The sequence below is a fragment of the Kitasatospora sp. NPDC058218 genome (assembly GCF_042882445.1).
Lineage (GTDB): Bacteria > Actinomycetota > Actinomycetes > Streptomycetales > Streptomycetaceae > Kitasatospora.
Genome location: NZ_JBHVWC010000030.1, coordinates 24,506 through 40,002, shown reverse-complemented (window position 1 = coordinate 40,002; position 15,497 = coordinate 24,506). Strand labels below are relative to the sequence as shown.

The 15,497-nt window shown below is 74.1% G+C and carries 10 protein-coding genes and 1 pseudogene; all 11 read right to left on the bottom strand.

Going from position 1 to position 15,497, the window contains the following annotated elements:
- Nucleotides 1–198: 198 nt before the first annotated feature.
- Nucleotides 199–1,476 carry a uroporphyrinogen-III C-methyltransferase gene (gene cobA / locus ACFVYI_RS20245; RefSeq protein ID WP_387887360.1) on the bottom strand — a complete coding sequence of 426 codons (1,278 nt, stop codon included), beginning with the start codon at nucleotides 1,474–1,476 and terminating at the stop codon, nucleotides 199–201.
- A gap of 109 nt (nucleotides 1,477–1,585) precedes the next feature.
- Nucleotides 1,586–5,413: a nicotinate-nucleotide--dimethylbenzimidazole phosphoribosyltransferase gene (cobT, locus tag ACFVYI_RS20240; RefSeq protein ID WP_387887357.1), complete on the bottom strand. Its 3,828-nt coding sequence runs from the start codon at nucleotides 5,411–5,413 to the stop codon at nucleotides 1,586–1,588.
- A gap of 494 nt (nucleotides 5,414–5,907) precedes the next feature.
- Nucleotides 5,908–7,173 (bottom strand): precorrin-6y C5,15-methyltransferase (decarboxylating) subunit CbiE, encoded by a 1,266-nt coding sequence (gene cbiE / locus ACFVYI_RS20235; protein WP_387887355.1) that lies wholly within the window; start codon nucleotides 7,171–7,173, stop codon nucleotides 5,908–5,910.
- Between the two features lie 244 nt (nucleotides 7,174–7,417).
- A complete protein-coding gene (locus ACFVYI_RS20230) occupies nucleotides 7,418–8,137 on the bottom strand; it encodes a GNAT family N-acetyltransferase (protein ID WP_387887353.1) in 720 nt (239 codons plus the stop codon).
- 205 nt (nucleotides 8,138–8,342) lie between these two features.
- Nucleotides 8,343–9,170, bottom strand: a complete 828-nt coding sequence (locus ACFVYI_RS20225) for a MetQ/NlpA family ABC transporter substrate-binding protein (RefSeq protein WP_387887350.1) — start codon at nucleotides 9,168–9,170, stop codon at nucleotides 8,343–8,345.
- A 58-nt stretch (nucleotides 9,171–9,228) separates the two neighbouring features.
- Nucleotides 9,229–9,966 (bottom strand): methionine ABC transporter permease, encoded by a 738-nt coding sequence (locus ACFVYI_RS20220; RefSeq protein WP_387887348.1) that lies wholly within the window; start codon nucleotides 9,964–9,966, stop codon nucleotides 9,229–9,231.
- Entirely contained in the window at nucleotides 9,963–10,988 is a 1,026-nt protein-coding gene (locus ACFVYI_RS20215; protein ID WP_387887346.1) for a methionine ABC transporter ATP-binding protein, read from the bottom strand. Before ACFVYI_RS20215 ends, ACFVYI_RS20220 begins: the two co-directional genes overlap by 4 nt.
- 557 nt (nucleotides 10,989–11,545) lie before the next feature.
- Nucleotides 11,546–12,049: a GNAT family N-acetyltransferase gene (locus ACFVYI_RS20210; protein ID WP_387887343.1), complete on the bottom strand. Its 504-nt coding sequence runs from the start codon at nucleotides 12,047–12,049 to the stop codon at nucleotides 11,546–11,548.
- Between the two features lie 316 nt (nucleotides 12,050–12,365).
- Nucleotides 12,366–12,623 (bottom strand): RNA polymerase sigma factor, encoded by a 258-nt coding sequence (locus ACFVYI_RS20205; RefSeq protein WP_387887342.1) that lies wholly within the window; start codon nucleotides 12,621–12,623, stop codon nucleotides 12,366–12,368.
- Between the two features lie 118 nt (nucleotides 12,624–12,741).
- A pseudogene (argH, locus tag ACFVYI_RS20200) lies at nucleotides 12,742–14,151 on the bottom strand (argininosuccinate lyase); the annotation flags it as partial.
- Between the two features lie 112 nt (nucleotides 14,152–14,263).
- On the bottom strand, nucleotides 14,264–15,457 hold the full coding sequence (locus ACFVYI_RS20195; protein ID WP_387887340.1) for an argininosuccinate synthase: 1,194 nt from the start codon (nucleotides 15,455–15,457) through the stop codon (nucleotides 14,264–14,266).
- Between the last annotated feature and the right edge of the window lie 40 nt (nucleotides 15,458–15,497).

Below are 15,497 nucleotides of genomic sequence, written 5' to 3'. Positions count from 1 at the left end.
TTGTTGTCGCGGGGGGGGGGGGGGGGGGGGCGGGGGGGGGGGGGGGGGGGGGTGTGGGTGTTTGCGGGGGCCCCCACCCCCCACTCCTCGCTGTTTGCAAAGGCAGCACTTTGCAAACAGCGGGGCGAGCCGGGGTGCACACGGCAACGGTGGCTCGGGGGTGGTGCAAGGGTGGATCAGGCGCGGATCGGCCGTGGATCAGGCGTGGAGGGCGGGGGCGAGGACGTTGACCACGTCGCCGATGACGATCACGGCGGGGGGCTTGATCTGCTCGGCCTCGACGGTGGCCGCGACCGTGGCGAGGGTGGCGTCCACCCGGCGCTGGGCCGCGGTGGTGCCCTCCTGGACGACGGCCACCGGGGTGTCGGCCGGGCGGCCGCACTCGATCAGCTTCTCGGCGATGGCGCCGATCTTGTCGACGGCCATCAACAGCACCAGGGTGCCGGTCATCCGTGCGACCGCCTCCCAGTTGGTCAGCGAGCGCTCGTCGGCCGGGCCGACGTGCCCCGAGATCACGGTGAACTCGTGCGTCATGCCGCGGTGGGTGACCGGCACGCCGACCGCCGCCGGGACGCTGATCGAGCTGGAGATCCCCGGAACCACGGTGACCGGCAGCCCGGCCTCCGCGCAGGCCAGCAGCTCCTCGCCGCCCCGCCCGAACACGTACGGGTCGCCGCCCTTGAGCCGGACCACGAACTTGCCCGCCTTGGCGTGCTCGATGAGCGTCCGGTTGATCGCCTCCTGGGCCATGAACCGCCCGTACGGGATCTTGGACGCGTCGATCACCTCGACGTGCTCGGGCAGCTCGGCGAGCAGCTCGCGCGGGGCGAGCCGGTCGGCCACCACCACGTCGGCGTCGGCGAGCAGCCGGCGGCCGCGCACGGTGATCAGGTCCGGGTCGCCCGGACCGCCGCCGACCAGGGCGACGCTCCCCGTGCCCGGCACCCGGGAGGCGCCCCCGACGCCGTGCGAGCGGTACTGGCGGGTGGCCAGCGAGCCGTCCCGCAGACCGTCCACGATGGCGTCGCGCAGGGCGGCGGAGTGCCGCGGGTCACCGGTGAGGACGGCCACGGTGGCGCCCGCGTCGCGGCCGCTGGCCGGGGTCCAGGCGGTGGCGGCGGCCGCGTCGTCGCTGCGGGCGCAGAACACCCGCTCGCGCTCCGCCTCCGCGCTGACCGCGGCGTTGACCGCCGGGTCGTCGGTGGCGACCAGCGCGTACCAGGTGTCGGCGAGGTCGCCGTCCTGGTAGCGGCGCTCGTGCCAGGTGAACTCGCCGGCGTCGGCCATGGCCTGGACGGCGGGGGTCGTGGTGGGCGATATCAGGTGCAGGTCCGCGCCGGTGGCGATCAGCGCGGGGAGCCGGCGCTGGGCGACGTGGCCGCCGCCGACCACGACGACGCGGCGGCCGGCGAGCAGCAGGCCGACCGGGTACGGGGTCCGGCCCTCGGTGCCGGGGTGCGGGTTGGGCGCGGTCATGGGCGGAGCTCCTGGATCAGCGTGAGGGTGCGGTGTGGGGGTACGGCGCGGCACCGCTCCGCGCGCCGGCGCGCCCTCGGGCCGGTGCACGGAGCGGTGCGGGCGGTCGTCAGGCCTTCTCGGTGACCCCGGCGGAGTCGAACGTGGCTACATCGTGCATCGCCCGGGCCGCACTCTGCACCAGCGGCAGGGCCAGCAGGGCGCCGGTGCCCTCACCGAGCCGCAGGTCGAGGTCGATCAGCGGACGCAGGCCGAGCTTGGCCAGCGCGGCCTGGTGGCCGGGCTCGGCGGAGCGGTGGCCGGCGATGCAGGCGGCGAGCACCTCGGGGGCGATCGCCTTGGCGGCCAGCGCGGCCGAACCCGCGATGACGCCGTCCAGGATGACCGGGGTGCGCAGCGAGGCCGCGCCGAGCAGGAAGCCGGCGATGGCGGCGTGCTCCAGGCCGCCGACGGCGGCGAGGACGCCGATCGGGTCGGCCGGGTCCGGCTGGTGCAGGGTGAGCGCGGCGCGGATGACCTCGACCTTGCGGGCGTGGGTCGCGTCGTCGATGCCGGTGCCGCGGCCGGTGACCTCGGCCGGGTCCAGTCCGGTGAAGACCGAGATCAGGGCGGCGGAGGCGGTGGTGTTGGCGATGCCCATGTCGCCGGTGACCAGGGCCTTGTTGCCGGCGGCGACCAGGTCGCGGGCGGTCTCGATGCCGATCTCGACGGCCTTGAGGGCCTCCTCGCGGGTCATCGCCGGGCCCTGGGTCATGTCACCGGTGCCGGGCCTCACCTTGCGCGGCAGCAGGCCGGTGGTCCGGCCCTGCTGGATCGCGTCGGGCAGCTCGGCGGCGACGCCGACGTCGACCACGCAGACCTCGGTGCCGATCTGCTTGGCGAAGGCGTTGACCACCGCTCCGCCGGCCAGGAAGTTGCCGACCATCTGGGCGGTGACCTCCTGCGGCCAGGGGCTGACGCCCTGGGCGTGGACGCCGTGGTCGCCGGCGAAGATCGCCACGCAGGCGGGCTCCGGGATGGGCGGCGGGCACTTGCGGGAGAGCCCGGACAGCTGCGCCGAGATGATCTCCAGCATGCCGAGCGAGCCGGCCGGCTTGGTCATCCGCTTCTGCCGGTCCCAGGCCTCGCCGAGTGCCTTGGCGTCGAGCGGGCGGATGCCGCGCAGGGTCTCGGCGAGCAGGCTGTGCGGCTCCTCGCCGGGCAGCGCGCGGTTGCCGTACTGCTCCTCGTGGACGACCCAGGAGAGCGGGCGCTTCTTGGCCCAGCCCTGCTGCTGGAGCTCGGGCTCGTCCGGGAAGGCGTCGACGTAGCCGACGCAGAGGTAGGCGACGACCTCCAGGTGCTCGGGCAGGCCGAGCTCGCGGACCATCTCGTCCTCGTCGAAGAAGCTCACCCAGCCGACGCCGAGGCCCTCGGCGCGGGCGGCCAGCCAGAGGTTCTCGACGGCGAGGGCGGCCGAGTAGGGCGCCATCTGGGGCTGGGTGTGCCGGCCCAGGGTGTGGCGGCCGCCGCGGGTGCGGTCGGCGGTGACCACGATGTTGACGGGCGTTTCGAGGATGGCCTCGATCTTGATTTCCTTGAACTGCTTGGCCCGGCCCTTGGGGAGCGAGTCCGCGTAGGCCTCGCGCTGGCGCTCGGCCAGTTCGTGCATCTTGCGGCGGGTCTTGGCCGAGCGGATGACGACGAAGTCCCAGGGCTGGGAGTAGCCGACGCTGGGCGCGGTGTGGGCGGCCTCCAGGACGCGGATCAGCACCTCGTGCGGGATCGGGTCCGGGCGGAAGCCGTTGCGGATGTCGCGGCGCTCGCGGATGACCTGGTGGACGGCCTCGCGGCCGGCGTCCTCGTAGCCGGGGGCGGCCGGGCCGCGCGGCTCGGCGGGCTCCGCCTCGGGCTCCTCCGCGGTGGGCTCCTCGGCGCTGGGCTCCTCGGTGGCGGACCCCTCCGTTGCGGACCCCTCCGTGGCGGACTCGACGGCCTCGGCGGCGGTCTCGACGGCGTCCGTGGCTTCGGCGGTGAGGGCCTCGGGAGTGACGGCCTCGGCGGTGGTGGCCTGGCCCTCCTCGGACCGGGCGTCGGCCTCGGCGGCGGGCTGCTCCGCAGGGGCCTCGGGGGCCTCGGGAGCGTCGACGGCGGCGGCCTCGACGGCGTCCGGCACCTCGCCGTCGGCTCCGGCGGGTTCGGCGGCAGCGGTCTCGGCGGCGCCACCGGTCTCGACGGCAGCGACCTCGACGGCAACGACCTCGGCCTCCGCCGGGGCCTCCCGCGGCTGCTCGGCCGCCGCGACGGCGACGGCCTGGCCGGAGGGCATCTCGCCGGTACCGACGGCGGTCTCGGCCGTGGCCTCGACGAAGCTCTCGGGCCGGGCCTCGGCCTCGGCAGGGGCCTGGACCTCGGCGACGACCTGGGCCTGCTCGGCGTCCGGGGCCTGGGCGGCCTGCGTCGCCTCGTCGGCGGGCTGCTCCGGTGCGCTCTCCTGCACCGGCTCGGCGACGGGAGCCTGGGCCTGCTCGGCGGCCGCTATGGGGACGGACTGCTCGGCCTCCGCCTCGGCGACCGCGGTCACCGGCTCCGTCCCCTCGACCTGCGGGAGGCCGTGCGGGGTGGGAGCGGCGAGGAAGGCGGAGATCCGGCGCGGCTGGCCGGTCTGGGCGGCCGGCTGCTGCTGCGCGGGCTGGACGGCGGCCTGCTCCTCGGCGCCCGGCTGGGGAGCGCTCTGCTCGACCGCGGGAAGGCCGGCCACCGATGGGTCGGCGGGCGCCTGAACCTCGGCGGGCTGCTCGGCGGCGGGCGCCTGGATGTCGACCACCACGGGCTCCGCCTGCTCGGCGATCGGCTCGACGGTCTGCTCGGCGACGGATGCCGCAGCGGGCTCCGCACCGGCCTGCGCACCGGTGTCCGCGGCCGGCACGGCGGCGAGCGACTCGGCGGCCACCGCGGCGTCGGCGGCCGGACCGGCCGGTGCCTGCGCGTCCACGGCCTGCGCGACCGGGAGGGCCTCGACGGGCTGCGGGGCCTGCTGGACCGGCTGAACGCCCTGCGGCTGCTGGGCCGGGGCCTGCTGAACCGGCTGGGCCTGCACGGGAGTGGCGGCCTGCGGCTCCGGCTGCGCGACGACGATCGGGATCCCGTGGGCGGGGGTGCCGCCCTGCGACGGGCCGCGGTCGGCGAGCGAACGCACCGGGACGTGGCCGGTCATCAGCGACGGGTCCGGGATCGGCGGACCGGCGTGCAGCGGCCGGCGGGGCTGCTGAGCCGCCGTCAACGACTCCTGGCCCTGCGGCTGGCCCTGCTGCTGACCCTGCTGCTGGCCCTGCGGCGCGAGCGGGGCCTGGAGGGCCTGGCCGTGGAGCGGCACCGGCTGCGGCTGGACCTGCTGGACGGCCGGGTCGGCGACGCCGAGCAGCGGCGGCTCCAGCGGCGGCCAGGACGGCTCGACCGGCGTGCCGGGAGCGCCCTGCTGGTCGGCGCCCTGCTCGCCGGGACCGGCCACCGGCGGCTCGCCCCAGGAGCCCTGCGGGCCGGGCATCAGCAGCACGTCGTCCTCGTCGTCGAGCAGGTCCGGCTGGTCCGGCTGGTCGAGGAAGTGGAACGCGGGGCGCGGGGCGCCCGGGTCGGTTCCCCAGCCCTCGCCGGGGCCCCCCGGAAGCGACGCGCCGGCAGCCGGGACGCCGTAGCCGGGCGCGCCGAACGGCTGCGGCTGGCCGGCGAGGCCCTGCGAGGGAACCATGCCGATGCCCTGGGGCGCTGCGCCGGGCAGTCCGTTCCCCGGCGCCGCGGGGTTCGGGATCGGTCCGCCGTCCATCGCGACACCGTGAACGGGTGCGATGCCCTGCACGGGTGCGACAGTCGCGACGCCCTCCGGGCCGCCGAGTGGGTCGGACCCGGCGAGCAGGTGCTCCGGCAGTCCCTCGTTCGGGACGTGGCCGCCATCGGTCATGTCAAAGCTCCTTCCAGGCCGCTGCCGCGCCCTTGGCGACGCGATCACCGACCGCAGCGCCCATCCGCACGGGCCGGGCCTTGCAACCGGCCCGCCCCTCAACCACACGCGGCCGCCGCGCCGAGGCGCTGCGGCCGAAGTCCTCCGGCGCGCTGCGGCACCCCGGCCCGCGCACCACCCGGGTGGGGCGGCACGCCATCTGAAACAACGACAAGGCGGGGCAACCGGCAACGACCGCACCGGACCCTACGGCATTCTCCAGGTCCGGCACGCGGCCCGTCGAATTGCCCACACTCCGAGCCGTTCCGGGTTGCACCGCGTCAAAAAGGCGACAAACCGACCGGATCGGGCGAGCCACCGGACGCCGCAGCCGTCCCGGACGCCACACTACCGGCCCGGCACCGTCACCTCTCGAATCGGTGTCCGGATGCGACCTGGATCACCGCCGGCGCTCGGAATCGCCACCGGGGGCGATCGGCGGCGCCACCTCGTCTTCACACGATCTGCTCACCCCAGAGCAGGAGCACGCCCGGCTCCCCCGCCGCGAGCCCCAGGCCGCCGTCGGGCCCGACCGGGCGCAGCGGCGTCGACTGCAACAACTCGCCGTCGGCCCGGTAGCCGGCCTCGGTGACGGCGCGGCGGATCTCCTCCGCCTCGGCGAGGGTGCGGGCCACGGCCACGAACCGCTCGGGGCGGCGGGCCAGGACGGCGCGGACCACCGCGGTGCCGCCGGCCTCGACGACGGCCGCGTCCGGCTCGGGGAGACCGCCGAGCACTTCCGGGCCGGAGCCGTGGACGGTCTCCACCTCGACGCCGAACCGGCGGGCGTTGACGGCCAGCCGGGCGCAGGCCGAGCGGTCGGCCTCGACCGCGACGACGGCCGCGCCGAACCGGGCGGCCTCGACGGCGAGGGCACCGCTGCCCGCGCCGACCGACCAGACGAGGTCCCCCGGACGGGCACCCAGACGGGCCAGCACGAGGGCGCGCGCGTGCGCGGGCAGCGCCTCCGGTGCGCCGGGCGCGTCCTCCGCGCGCCCGGCGCCCGTGTAGGCGTCACCGGGGAGCGCCCAGCCGCGGTCCGGGCCGGGGTAGCCGACCGGGCGCCCGGCCAGCCAGCCGGCCGCCTCGCCCACCGCGCCCGCCTGCGGGCCGGCGCCGTTGCCGCCGATGACCAGCACCACGTTCGGGTCGCGCCAGATGTGGTCGGCGACCCGGTCGGAGGTGAGGACGGTGACGTCCTCCTCGGGGGTGCCGAGCGCCTCGCAGACCACGAAGGTGCGGTGCACCCCGCGCAGCATCAGGGCGAGTTCGCTCGGCCCGGCGCCGGGTGCGGTGAGCACGGCGACCTTGGGGTGGGCCCGGCAGATGTTGGCGGCCCGGCGCAGCCGTCCGCCGTGGGCGCTGACCACGTGGGCGTCCTCCCAGGGCATGCCGGCGCGGGCGAAGGCGGCGGCGACCGAGGAGACGGCGGGCAGGACCTCGAGTTCGAGGCCGTACTCGGGGCGGCGCAGGGTGCGCACGACGCCGAAGAAGCCCGGGTCGCCCTCGGCGACGACGACGGCGGCGCCGCGGTGTTCGGCGATCCGGTGGGCCGCGAGGCGGACGTTGCCGAGGACGATCCGCTCGGCGGCGGAGGGCACCGGCAGGGCGCTGAGTTGGTAGGGGGCGCCGGCCACCAGGGTGGCCGCGGCGAGGGCCGCGCCGGCGGCCTCGGTCAGCGGGGTGCCGTCCCACCCGATGACCGTGATCCGGTCAGCCATCTGCGGCCGTTCTCCCTCGCCTCGGTGCGCCGACATGCTGCGCCCGCGTACGGCGCCGGTGGAGAGGCTACCGGGTGTGATCCCCTCGGCGCCGACTTCTCGCACACATGTCCGCCTCCGGTCGGCCGCCGCTCCCCTGCCGGCCATCGCGCGGCCCGCCGGACCCGGTGGCCGGGGGGTGGCCCGATGGCCGGGGGGTGGCCCGATGGCGGCCCACCAGGTCCGGCTGGCCGGTGGCGGCGGGTCAGTCGCGCAGGACGTAGCGGTGGTCGCCGTGCCAGGCGCTCTCGGGCTCGGCCGGGTTCTCCATGTCCTCGGGGAGCAGGCTCCACAGGATGAGGTCGCTGCGGCTCTCGGCCTCGCTCGCACCGCCGAACGGCGCGCCGGCGCCGCCCCGGCCGCTCCCCCCGGTCCCCCCCGTCCCCCAGGGCCCGCGGGTCCCGCCGGATTCGGCGGACTCGCCGCGCACTATCCAGGCGCTGCGCAGCACTCCCTCGCTGATGCCGCCGACCTTCTGGGCGACCTGCTGGGCCGCGGTGTTGCCGGCGGCGGTGCGCATCTCCAGGCGCAGGAAGCCGCGGTCCTCGAACAGCCACTGCGCGGTGCCGAGGACGGCCTCCGGTGCGTAGCCCTCGCCGCGCGCCCAGGGGGCGGTGACGTAGGCGATCTCGGTGGAGCGCAGCCGCCAGTCGGTGTTGCGCAGTTCGACCAGGCCGACCAGGCGCTCGGTGAGGTGTTCGGTGACGGCGAAGACGATGCCCCGGCCGGCCGCGCGGTGGGCGGGGGCGAGGGTGCGGGCGAACTCGGCGGCGTAGTCCTCGGTGAAGGGGTAGGGGAGGTCGGTCCAGGTCAGGACGAGTTCGTCGGCCATCATCGCGGCCAGGCCGGGGGCGTCGTCCTCCGCAAGGGGGCGCAGCAGCAGCCGTTCGGTGCTGATGGCGGTCTCGGGGAAGCTCGCTGCCATGCCGTCTCTCCTCGCCGGGTCGTGGACACACCGTACGCCTCGCCGGTGCCCCGGGTGTCGCGCGGTGCGCGGACCGCACGACGGTACGTCAGAACACGCTCTGCCAGGGCGCCACTGGTGCATACTGCCCGACCGGGCCCCCGCCGAGGTGCGGCGGGGGCCCGGTCGTGGAGGTGCGGTCGGCGGTACCGGGTGGGGCTGCCGGTCAGAACGCCGGGATGACGGAGCCCTTGAAGGTGTCGTCGATGTACTTCTTGACCTCGGCGGAGTGGAGCAGCTCGGCGAGCTTCTTGACCCGGGGGTCGTTCTCCTTGCCCTGCTTGACGGCGAGGATGTTGGCGTAGGGGTTGCCCTCGGCCTTCTCCAGGATCAGCGAGTCGCCGGCGGGCTTGAGGCCCGCGTCGAGGGCGTAGTTGCCGTTGATGACGGCGGCGTCGAGGTCGTCGATGGAGCGGGGCAGCTGGGCGGCCTCCAGCTCCTTCCACTTGAGGTTCTTCGGGTTGCCGGTGATGTCCTGCGGGGTCGCGGCGGTGCCGACGCCGGCCTTGAGGGTGATCACGTTGTTGTCGGCGAGCAGCTTGAGCGCGCGGCCCTCGTTGGTGGCGTCGTTGGGCAGGCCGACGGTGGCGCCGTCCTTGAGGTCGCCGATGGCCTTGACCTTCTTCGAGTACACGCCCAGCGGCTCCAGGTGGACCGCCTCGACCGAGACGATCTGGGTGCCGTGCTTCTTGTTGAAGTCCTCCAGGTACGGGACGTGCTGGAAGTAGTTCGCGTCGGCCGAGCCGTCCTGCACCGCGGTGTTGGGGGTCACGTAGTCGGTGACCTCCTTGATGGTGAGCTTGAGGCCGGCCTTCTCCGCGAGGTTGTCCTTGACGTACTTGAGGATCTGACCGTGCGGGGTGGGGCTGGCGACCACGGTGAGCGGGGCGTTCGGGTCGGAGGAGCCGGACGAGCCGGAGCTTCCGCAGGCGGCGAGCGAGAGGGCGATGCCGGCCGTGGCGAGGACGCTGGTGAACTTCAGGGCGTTGCGCACGAAAAGTGCCTTTCTGCGTGATACGGGGAGCCGCGTCCGGAGGCGGACGTCGGGAGGTCTAGGAGGCGACGAGGTCCTCGTCGGGGGTGGCCGGGGTCTTGCCGCGCGGGCCGAGCAGGCGGGTCCGGCCGCCGGTGCGGCCGCGGTTGGCGAGGCGGCTCACGGCCCAGTCGCCGAGCAGCTGGACGATGGTGACGATGATCACCAGTTCCGCGACGATGATCCACATGAAGGCGGTCTCGAAGCGGAAGTAGCCGTAGTTGATGGCGAGGGTGCCGAGGCCCCCGCCGCCGACCACGCCGGCCATCGCGGAGTAGCTGATCAGCGTGATGATCGTGGTGGTGACCGAGGCGGTGAGGGCGGGCAGCGACTCGGGGAGCAGTGCCTTGCGGACGATCGTCCAGGTGGAGGCGCCCATCGCCTGCAGGGCCTCGACCAGGCCGCGGTCGACCTCGCGGACGGAGGTCTCGACCAGTCGGGCGAAGAAGGGGATCGCGCCGATGGTGAGCGGCACGGTCGCGGCCTCCCAGCCGATGGAGGTGCCGACCAGCCAGCGGGTGAAGGAGATCAGGGCGATCATCAGGATGATGAACGGCACCGAGCGGACGATGTTCACGATCGCGCCGAGCACCTTGTTGACCGGCCGGTTCTGCAGCAGCCCGCCCTTGTCGGTGAGCACCAGCAGCACGCCGAGCGGCAGGCCGACCAGGACGGTGCCGACGGTGGCGACGCCGACCATCTGGAGGGTCTCCCAGGTGGCGGGCCACATCAGTTCCTGCATCTGGTCCCAGGTCATGCCACCGCTCCGTTCGCCGTGTCGAGCACGTCCACCTGCAGGCCCTGCTCGCGCAGGAAGCCGATCGGCACCACGTTGTCCTGGTGGCCGCCGGACAGTTCGACCCGCATCCGGCCGACCATGCGGCCGGCGATGGTCTCGACGGCGGCGCCGAGGATGTTGATGTCGATCTGGTAGGTGCGGGCGAGCTGGGAGACGAAGGGCTGGGCGGAGGTGTCGCCCTGGAAGGTGATCTCCAGCACGGTTCTGCCGGGGTGGCCGGTGCCGAACTCGCTGAGCGGGAAGAGTTCGCGGGCGAGCTCGGAGCCGGGCTTGGCCAGCAGGTCGGTGAGTTCGCCGGCCTCGACCACCCGGCCGCCGCGCATCAGGGCGGCGGAGTCGCAGACGGACTTGATGACGTCCATCTCGTGGGTGATCAGCAGGACGGTGAGGCCGAGCTGCTGGTTGAGGTCGCGCAGCAGCTTGAGGATCGAGCGGGTGGTCTCGGGGTCGAGCGCCGAGGTGGCCTCGTCGGAGAGCAGCACCTTGGGGTCGCCGGCGAGGGCGCGGGCGATGCCGACGCGCTGCTTCTGGCCCCCGGAGAGCTGGCCGGGGTAGCTGCGGGCCTTGTCACCGAGGCCGACCAGGTCGAGCAGCTCGGCGGCCTTGCGGCGGCGCTCGGTGCGGTCCAGGCCGATGATCTCCAGCGGGAGCTCGACGTTCTGCTGGACGGTGCGGGAGGCGAGCAGGTTGAAGTGCTGGAAGACCATGCCGATCCGGCGGCGCGCCTCGCGCAGCTCCTTGCCGGCCCGGTTCTCGCCGCCGGCGAGTGCGGTGAGCTCGACGCCGTCCACGGTGACGGTGCCGGAGCTGGGGCGTTCGAGCATGTTGACGCAGCGGATGAGGGTGGACTTGCCGGCGCCGCTGGTGCCGACGACTCCGTAGACCTCGCCGGGGCGCACGTGCAGGTCGACGCCGGCGAGGGCGGTCACCTCGCGGCCGCGGGAGCGGTAGACCTTGGTGAGGTCCGTGGTGGTGATCACAGCTGCTTCCGTGGGTCGGGGGTGGACGGCGTTGGGCCGCCGGACCGGGTTGCGGTCGGCGGGACGGACGGCGTCGCACCAGGGGGATCCGGACCTGCCACCCCTTGATCGTCGCCGCTGGGCGGCCGGGCCGCGCGACGGCGTGGCCCTTACGAGTCATCAGGGACGACCACCCGCCCGTGAGTGGGCAGGCGGATGGCGTGGTGGTGCCGTGGCGGGCGGGGCGTGCTCGCACTGACGGGAGCAGACCGGGTCTCGCTTCGGGGCGCGAGGGGGAGGACCCCGGCCGGTGGCCGGGGAGGGGACGATGGCCCTCAGCGGTGACACATTCGACGACACATGGCGCGCTCACCTGCCGGCAGCGTGCCGGTGGGGGTCCATTTCGTCGTCGCAGTCATGTGAGCCAGTAAATCAGATGGTTCGATTTCGTCCCAACTATTTGGATCCGCTGTCCGCAATGCGGACGACGACCATCGTGAGCTGCGGTGATACACCTCGGCGCCGCCTCCGGATCGTCCGGATGATGGCGGCGCCGGCCGGGCGCGACGGCGTGGGGCTCAGGCGGTGGCGGCGAGCGGCGCCACCGCGGACTTCTCCAGGTGGACCAGGCTCGGCCCGCCGTCGACGTGTTCGACGGCGGTCTGCCGGTAGCCCTGGCGGGCGTAGAGGCGCAGGTTGCCCAGGCTGCGGTGGCCGGTGAACAGGCGGTAGGCGGTCACCGGGCGGCCGTCCGCGGCGAGGCGGCGCTCCAGGGCCTCCAGCAGGCGGCCGCCGAGGCCGTGACGCTGCATCCGGGGGTGGACGACCAGACGCCCTATCCGGGCGATGCCGTCGGGGCCGATCCGGCCGCGGACGGTGCCGACCACCTCGTCACCGAGTCGGGCGACCAGGACGTACTGCTCGGTGAGTTCGCCGCGCAGGCTCTCCAGGGTCTGCGTCAGCGGCTCCAGGGTCCAGTCGCCGTACAGCTCGGCCTCGCTCTGGTAGCCGAGGTACTGCAGCTTGAGGATCTGCTCCGCGTCCTCGGCTTCCGCCACCGAGATGATCACGCTCATGCCCATGTGCTGGGGCCTCCCCATCGTCGTGCCCGGCGCGCAAACGTGAGGGTGTCGCACCGGATGCCCTGCCGGAGGTGTCCCGGCCGGGGATCCGCCCTGGCCGGGGGTGACGCACGAACGCACCGTTCGCGCGGCCCGGTGGGGCCACGGCGACGGCGGCGCGCTCACGCTCAGTATCCGAGTGATCGCGCCGCCGTCAAGAGCTGCGTTCGCCAGCGCTCTACCCGCGTGTCAGCTGCTCTCAACCTTCCGGCCGGGCGACGTGGCGAGGGTCACGTCGCCCGGCCGGGGGTGGTGCGCGCGGCGAGGAGGCCGGGCGTCAGGGGTAGCGCTCGGCGTGGAGGGCGGCTCGCAGACAGGCGAGACAGCGGGAGCGGGTGGGGCCGATCGAGCCGCGCGGCATGCCGAGCCGCGCGGAGAGTTCGCGGTAGCTCGGCGGCGGGTCCTCGGCGAGGGCGGCCACGAGCTGCGGGCAGCGGCCCGGCAGGGCGGCCACCGCCTCCCGGACGACGCGGCGCCGCAGTTCGGCGAGGACCTCGTCCTCGGCGGAGGGGACGACGGGAAGGTTGGCGCACATACCGTGGATGACCGGCTCCGGGCCGGGCCGGTTACGGCCGACCGGGCGTGTGCACGCGAAGGGGGCGCGGCGGTCGACCCGCCACGCCCCCTTTGAGGAGTACCACCCGGACGCGGTGTCAGCCCTGGACCCACTCCTCCTGGAGCGCCAGGTCGGCCTTCACCTCGGCGAGCTGGACGGCCACCGCCGAGGGGGCCGTGCCGCCGCGACCGCTGCGCGAGGCGATCGCGCCGTGGACGCTGAGCACCGAGCGCACCTCGGGCGTCAGGTGCGGCGAGATCCGGGCGAACTGCTCGTCCGTCAGGTCGGACAGCTCGATGCCCTGCTGCTCGCACACCTTGACGCAGGCGCCGGCGACCTCGTGCGCGACCCGGAACGGCACGCCCTGCTTGACCAGCCACTCGGCGATGTCGGTGGCGAGCGAGAAGCCGGCCGGGGCGAGCTCCTCCAGCCGGTCCCGGTGCACGGTGAGGGTGGCCATCATGCCGGTGAAGGCCGGCAGCAGCACCTCCAGCGTGTCGCAGGAGTCGAAGACCGGCTCCTTGTCCTCCTGGAGGTCCCGGTTGTAGGCGAGCGGCAGTGCCTTCAGCGTCGCCAGCAGGCCGGTCAGGTTGCCGATCAGGCGGCCGGACTTGCCACGGGCCAGCTCGGCGATGTCCGGGTTCTTCTTCTGCGGCATGATCGAGGAGCCGGTGGAGAAGGCGTCGTGCAGCGTGATGAAGCCGAACTCCTTGGTGTTCCAGATGATCACCTCCTCCGCGATCCGGGAGAGGTTGATCCCGATCATCGCGGTGACGAAGGCGAACTCGGCCACGAAGTCGCGCGAGGCCGTCCCGTCGATGGAGTTGCCGACCGAGCCCCGCTCGAAGCCGAGGTCGGCGGCGACCGCCTGCGGGTCCAGGCCCAGCGAGGAGCCGGCCAGCGCGCCGGAGCCGTACGGGGAGACGGCGGTGCGGACGTCCCACTGGCGCAGCCGCTCGGCGTCCCGGCCGAGGGCCTGCACGTGCGCGAGGACGTGGTGGGCGAAGAGGACGGGCTGCGCGTGCTGGAGGTGGGTGCGCCCCGGCATGGCGGTGTGCGGGTGCTCCTCGGCCAGGCCGACCAGGGCGTGCTGGAGGTCCAGGATCAGCCCGCCGATGATCCTGGCGTGGTCGCGCAGGTACATCCGGAACAGCGTGGCGATCTGGTCGTTGCGCGAGCGGCCGGCCCGCAGCTTACCGCCCAGTTCGGCGCCGAGCCGCTCCAGCAGGCCGCGCTCCAGCGCGGTGTGGACGTCCTCGTCGGCGACGGTGCCGGTGAAGGTTCCGGCCTCGACGTCGGTCAGCAGCTGGTCCAGCCCGGCGAGCATGCCGTCGAGCTCGGCGGCGCTGAGCAGCCCGGCCTTGTGCAGGACGCGGGCGTGGGCCTTCGAGCCGGCGATGTCGTACGGCGCGAGGCGCCAGTCGAAGTGCACCGAGGCGGAGAGCCTGGCCAGCGCCTCGGACGGGCCGTCGGCGAAGCGCGCCCCCCGGCGGCGGCCTTCTCCATTGGGGCGGGCGGGATGCGCGGGCCCCGTTCCGTGGGGGGGGGCGGGGGCGCCCGCCCCCGGGGGGGGGGGGGGCGGGGGCCCGGCGGGTGGTCGCGGGACCGGGTGGGGCGGATCAGCCGAGGTCGCGGCGGGCGGCGATCTTCGAGGACAGCCCGAAGATCTCGATGAAGCCCTTGGACATCGACTGGTCGAAGGTGTCGCCGGTGTCGTAGGTGGCGAGGTTGAAGTCGTACAGCGACTGGTCGGACTTGCGGCCGTTGACGACGGCCCGGCCGCCGTGCAGCACCAGCCGGATCTCACCGGAGACGTGCTGGTTGGCCTCGTTGACGAAGCCGTCCAGGGCGCGCTTCAGCGGGGAGAACCAGAGGCCGTCGTAGACCAGCTCGGCCCAGCGCTGCTCCACCTGCCGCTTGTAGCGGGCGAGTTCACGCTCGACGGTGACGTTCTCCAGGGCCTGGTGGGCGGTGATCAGGGCGATCGCGCCGGGGGCCTCGTAGATCTCCCGGGACTTGATGCCGACCAGCCGGTCCTCGACCATGTCGAGGCGGCCGATGCCCTGGGCGCCGGCCCGCTTGTTGAGCTCCTCGATGGCCTGCAGGACGGTCACCTTGCGGCCGTCGATGGCGACCGGGACGCCGGCGTCGAAGGTGATGACCACCTCGTCGGCCTCGCGCGGGGTGGCCGGGTTCTGGGTGTACTCGTAGACGTCCTCGATCGGGGCGTTCCAGATGTCCTCCAGGAAGCCGGTCTCGACGGCCCGACCGAAGACGTTCTGGTCGATCGAGTACGGGGACTTCTTGGTGGTGGCGATCGGCAGGCCCTTGGCCTCCGCGAAGGCGATCGCCTTGTCCCGGGTCATCGCGTAGTCGCGGACCGGGGCGATGCACTTCAGCTGGGGGGCCAGCGACTGGATGCCGACCTCGAAGCGGACCTGGTCGTTGCCCTTGCCGGTGCAGCCGTGGGCGACGGTGGTGGCGCCGTGCTTCTGCGCGGCGGCGACCAGGTGCTTGACGATGGTCGGCCGCGACAGGGCCGACACCAGCGGGTACTGGCCCTGGTACAGGGCGTTGGCCTTGATGGCCGGGAGGCAGTACTCGTCGGCGAACTCGTCGCGGGCGTCCGCGACCTCGGCCTCGACGGCGCCGCAGTCCAGCGCCCGCTGGCGGATGACGTCGAGGTCCTCGCCGCCCTGGCCGACGTCGACGGCGACGGCGATGACCTCGGCGCCCGTCTCCTCGGCGATCCAGCCGATGCAGACGGACGTGTCCAGACCGCCCGAGTAGGCGAGTACGACGCGCTCGGTCACGGCTTTCTCCTTCACAACAGTGCGAACAGGCTTACGGCGA

Bases quoted from the DNA above. Each gene is read 5' to 3' on its own strand.
- cobA (WP_387887360.1), bottom strand. From the start codon at position 1,476: ATGACCGCGCCCAACCCGCACCCCGGCACCGAGGGCCGGACCCCGTAC.
- cobT (WP_387887357.1), bottom strand. From the start codon at position 5,413: ATGACCGATGGCGGCCACGTCCCGAACGAGGGACTGCCGGAGCACCTG.
- cbiE (WP_387887355.1), bottom strand. From the start codon at position 7,173: ATGGCTGACCGGATCACGGTCATCGGGTGGGACGGCACCCCGCTGACC.
- ACFVYI_RS20230 (WP_387887353.1), bottom strand. From the start codon at position 8,137: ATGGCAGCGAGCTTCCCCGAGACCGCCATCAGCACCGAACGGCTGCTG.
- ACFVYI_RS20220 (WP_387887348.1), bottom strand. From the start codon at position 9,966: ATGACCTGGGACCAGATGCAGGAACTGATGTGGCCCGCCACCTGGGAG.
- ACFVYI_RS20210 (WP_387887343.1), bottom strand. From the start codon at position 12,049: ATGGGCATGAGCGTGATCATCTCGGTGGCGGAAGCCGAGGACGCGGAG.
- ACFVYI_RS20205 (WP_387887342.1), bottom strand. From the start codon at position 12,623: ATGTGCGCCAACCTTCCCGTCGTCCCCTCCGCCGAGGACGAGGTCCTC.